The sequence below is a fragment of the Erwinia sp. genome (assembly GCF_031978025.1).
GTDB lineage: Bacteria > Pseudomonadota > Gammaproteobacteria > Enterobacterales > Enterobacteriaceae > Erwinia.
Map to the genome: position 1 here is coordinate 1 of NZ_DALZCD010000327.1, position 4,284 is coordinate 4,284.

A 4,284-nucleotide genomic window follows, 5' to 3' on the forward strand; every position below is an offset into this window, starting at 1 on the left:
AGTTCCAGCACAACCTCGCCTTTTCCCGTCCGGATGCCTTTCAGCTCTACCAGCGACATGCCGATGGGGTTAGGACGAAAGGTGGAACGGGTGGCAAAGACGCCCATTCGCGCATTGCCGCCCAGCCGGGGAGGGCGAACCGTGGGACGCCAGCCGCCTTCCATCGTTTGATGAAACACAAACAGCAGCCACAGATGGCTGAACGCTTCCAGCCCGCGTACCGCTTCCGGCTGATTATAAGGCGCCTGCAGCCGCAGCTCGCCGCCGCCGTCCTGAATCAGCCCCGGCTGACGGGGAACGGCAAACTTCTCTTTCCACGGCGAATGGATAGTGCCGATTGGCTGGAAGGTAAAACTCATTGGCCGCTGACTTTCAGGGCAGAACCCTGGCAAATCGCCTGGCGATAGCAGCCCTGGGGATTGGTGACAATTTCGCACTTGTGCAGCAGTACCGCATTGGCTTTCAGGGTGGAGGCGTGGATTTGCAATCTCTTACGGGCAGTGGCGATATTAGGTGGCGAGCTTTGTCTGCTGCTCTGGCAATCTTCGCCATAAACTTCGCCCAGATCGCGGAAAGGCTTGCTGACCAGATCGCTGGCATCGCTGTAAAGTTTTACCGGCGCGGGACGCGGCGCGGGTTTGCTCCTGACTGGCTCAGTTTGTGCAGGCTGCTTAAAAGGCTCGACGGGCTTATAAGGCTTATGCAGCAATGAACACCCTGTCAGCGAAAGGGCTAACAAACAGAGCGGTACAACACGCATGGGAACATCCTCATTGTCGGTAAAAGAGGCGTTATTGAAGCAAGCCCGGCGGCAAATAACAAGCGTGCATAAATGAACAAAGCGGGCTAATGCCCGCTTTGTTAAGTTGGTAACAATATGACCGGCCCGGAGGATTACCAGCCTTTTACCGCGCCACCGTTGAAAATCTTGTTAGCAGCTTCGCTGACTTCATCGGACTGATAGGCTTCAACGAATTTTTTCACGTTTTCCGCATCTTTATTATCTTCGCGCGCCACAATCAGGTTCACATAAGGTGAATCTTTGTCCTCGACGAAAATACCGTCTTTCGCCGGCGTCAGGTTGATCTGGCTGGCGTAAGTAGTATTAATCACCGCCACCGCGATTTGCTGGTCGTCCAGCGAGCGCGGCAGCTGTGGCGCTTCCAGCTCGACCAGCTTGATGTTCTTTGGATTATCGACCACGTCCAGCACGGTCGGCAGCAGGCCAATACCGTCTTTCAGCTTGATCAGGCCCACTTTCTGCAACAGCAGCAGCGAGCGACCCAGGTTAGTTGGATCGTTCGGGATAGCAACCTGCGCACCATTTTGCAGTTGATCCAGCGATTTGATCTTTTTCGAGTAACCCGCGATTGGGTAAACGAAAGTGCTGCCGACAGGCACCAGCTTGTAATTACGATCCTTAATCTGCTGATCCAGATAAGGCTTGTGCTGGAAAGCATTAACGTCGATATCGCCTTTACTCAAGGCTTCGTTCGGCAGGACATAATCATTAAAGGTCACCAGCTCCACATCCAGACCATATTTGTCTTTGGCCACTTTTTTAGCGACTTCGGCAACCTGCTGCTCCGACCCGACAATCACGCCAACCTTAATATGGTTGGGATCTTTCTCTTTCTGATCGCATCCGACCAGCGCCAGAGACCCAATCAGCGCACCTACAGCGGCAATCGTTTTAAAATTAAACATACCCTTTCCTTAATCTGTAAGAACCATTATTTACTTGTGGGTGACGGCACGAACAATGCGGTCGCCACAGAACTGAATCAAATAAACCAGAACCACTAACAGTACCAATACGGTATTCATCACCGTGGCGTTGTAGCCGATATAGCCGTACTGAATACCGATTTGCCCAAGGCCGCCCGCGCCGACGGCGCCGCCCATAGCCGAATAGCCGACCAGCGTAATAAGCGTAATGGTCGCCGCATTGATTAGCCCGGGAAGGGCTTCCGGCAACAGGACTTTTTTAACAATCTGAAGTGGCGTCGCGCCCATTGCTCGTGAAGCCTCAATCAGGCCATGCGGCAGTTCCAGCAGCGTATTTTCAACCATTCGCGCAATAAAAGGCGCGGCGCCGATGGTTAATGGCACGATAGCCGCCTGCAGACCAATTGAAGTGCCGACAATCATACGCGTAAACGGGATCATCCAAACCAACAGGATAATGAAAGGGATCGCGCGGAAAATATTAACCAGCGCGGATAAAAAGCGATAGAGCCCGCGGTTTTCGATGATCTGACCCGGACGCGTGACATAAAGCAGCACGCCAAGCGGCAATCCAAGCACGAAACCGAAGAAACCGGAAACAAAAGTCATGACCAGCGTTTCCCATACGCCCCGGCAGAGCAGCAAAATCATCGCCTCAGACATAACCTAATACCTCTACCTTTACATGGTGTTCCTGCAGAAAAGCGATCGCTTTCTGCGTATCAGCCGCCTCGCCGTGCATCTCCGCCAGCATAATGCCGAACTTGACGCCACCCGCATAATCCATCTGCGCACTGATAATGTTGTTATTAACGTTAAAATGACGAGCCGCTTCCGACAGTAGCGGGGCATCTACAGACTTGCCGGTAAATTCCAGACGTAATAAAGGAACGTTTTCCGGTTTCGCCGTCGCCGACAGGCGCGCCGCATAATCATCCGGCACATCAAGATGCAGGGTAGACTGAATAAATTGCTGCGCCAGAGGCGTCTTGGGATGAGAAAAGACCTCGCTTACCGTGTCCTGTTCAATCAGCTTGCCGTTACTGATCACGGCAACGCGATCGCAGATGCGCTTCACTACGTCCATTTCGTGCGTGATTAACAGAATAGTGATCCCCAGGCGACGGTTGATATCCTTCAACAGTTCCAGAATCGCTCTGGTTGTCGCCGGGTCAAGGGCGCTGGTGGCCTCATCGCACAGGAGCACCTTAGGATTGGTTGCCAGCGCGCGGGCAATAGCGACACGCTGTTTTTGCCCGCCGGAAAGATTGGCAGGCCAGGCATCCTTTTTATCCGCCAGACCAACCAGCTCCAGCAGCTCGTCGACTCGCGCATCGATCTCGCGGCGAGAAAGCTTGCCCAACTCGAGCGGCAGAGCGACATTGCCGGCGACGGTGCGGGAGTTCAGCAGATTAAAGTGCTGAAAGATCATGCCGATCTGACGGCGCGCCTGAGTCAGTTGGCTTTCTGAAAAGGTTGTCAGATTCTGGCCGTCGACTAAAACGGTGCCTGAAGTAGGGCGCTCAAGCAGATTCACGCAGCGAATTAGCGTGCTTTTCCCGGCGCCGGACGAGCCGATAACGCCATAAATTTGTCCGGCGGGCACATCCAGGCTGACATCCGACAGCGCGGTTATCGTGCGGGTGCCCTGTCGGAACACTTTGCTAATATTTTGAAGTTTTATCATTTTATTATCGTAATAGAGTGAGCCGTGGCAAAAAGTCCTCTCCGCTTTCCTGCAGAGCATTGCGAGTGGATGGTAAGGCATCCAGACGTCTGAATCAATGCAATGCGCGCTTAAGGAGCATTCTCTCTGCCGATGCAAACGTGCGATACTCTCCGTTAACATTAGTAGCAGGAGTTTCCACGTGACGAACAAAGTCCCCGCAATATTTCTCGACCGTGACGGTACCATGAATATCGACCGCGGTTATGTCCATGAGATCGACAATTTCCAGTTTATCGATGGCGTTATCGAAGCGATGCAAGAGCTGAAGAAGATGGGCTTCGCGCTGGTGATAGTCACCAACCAGTCTGGTATCGCTCGCGGCCTCTTTACGGAAGATACCTTTATGCAGTTAACGGAGTGGATGGACTGGTCGCTGGCCGATCGCGAAGTCGATCTGGACGGTATCTATTATTGTCCTCACCATCCAGAAGGAACGGTAGAAGAGTACCGTCAGGAATGCGACTGCCGTAAACCTCAGCCGGGAATGCTGCTCTCTGCGCAAAAGGAGCTGAATATTGATATGGCCGCTTCTTATATAGTAGGTGACAAGATTGATGACCTGCTGGCCGGTAAAGCGGCCGGTGTGGGAACAAAGGTGTTAGTACGCAGCGGCAAGCCAGTGACCGAAGAGGGCGAAAATGCAGCAGATTGGGTAATAGATAGCCTTGCTGACCTGCCTTCGCGGATCAAAAAGCGCTAAAAAGCAGCGTTGCGAGCAAAAAGAGAGCGAACGATAAAAAAGTTTGTTTTTACGCTTGCCTTTCCCCGGCGCCTCCCTATAATGCGCAACCACTGAGACGGCACAACGACTTACGGTCAGCGGCTCA

Annotated in this window: 6 protein-coding genes; 1 reads left to right on the top strand and 5 read right to left on the bottom strand. The window is 53.0% G+C overall.

Translation table 11 applies throughout. From position 1 onward, the window contains the following. The 5 genes from tsaA to metN all read right to left on the bottom strand — a co-directional run. The coding region (gene tsaA / locus RTK32_RS19430) for a tRNA (N6-threonylcarbamoyladenosine(37)-N6)-methyltransferase TrmO (protein ID WP_312046860.1) at nucleotides 1–359 on the bottom strand (359 nt) is incomplete at its 3' end. Next, on the bottom strand, nucleotides 356–760 hold the full coding sequence (rcsF, locus tag RTK32_RS19435) for an Rcs stress response system protein RcsF (RefSeq protein WP_312046862.1): 405 nt from the start codon (nucleotides 758–760) through the stop codon (nucleotides 356–358). The genes tsaA and rcsF, both read right to left, overlap by 4 nt. 134 nt (nucleotides 761–894) lie before the next feature. After that, complete coding sequence (locus RTK32_RS19440) at nucleotides 895–1,707, bottom strand: MetQ/NlpA family lipoprotein (protein WP_312046864.1); 813 nt, start codon at nucleotides 1,705–1,707, stop codon at nucleotides 895–897. Nucleotides 1,708–1,737: 30 nt separating this feature from the next. Next, the gene (locus RTK32_RS19445) at nucleotides 1,738–2,391 is read right to left on the bottom strand and encodes a methionine ABC transporter permease MetI (protein ID WP_125290540.1); all 654 of its coding nucleotides are present in this window, start codon (nucleotides 2,389–2,391) and stop codon (nucleotides 1,738–1,740) included. Continuing rightward, nucleotides 2,384–3,415 (bottom strand): methionine ABC transporter ATP-binding protein MetN, encoded by a 1,032-nt coding sequence (metN, locus tag RTK32_RS19450; protein WP_312046866.1) that lies wholly within the window; start codon nucleotides 3,413–3,415, stop codon nucleotides 2,384–2,386. Before metN ends, RTK32_RS19445 begins: the two co-directional genes overlap by 8 nt. Before the next feature lie 181 nt (nucleotides 3,416–3,596). Between metN and gmhB the strand changes: the two genes are divergently transcribed. Then, nucleotides 3,597–4,157: a D-glycero-beta-D-manno-heptose 1,7-bisphosphate 7-phosphatase gene (gene gmhB / locus RTK32_RS19455; protein WP_312046868.1), complete on the top strand. Its 561-nt coding sequence runs from the start codon at nucleotides 3,597–3,599 to the stop codon at nucleotides 4,155–4,157. Nucleotides 4,158–4,284: the final 127 nt, after the last annotated feature.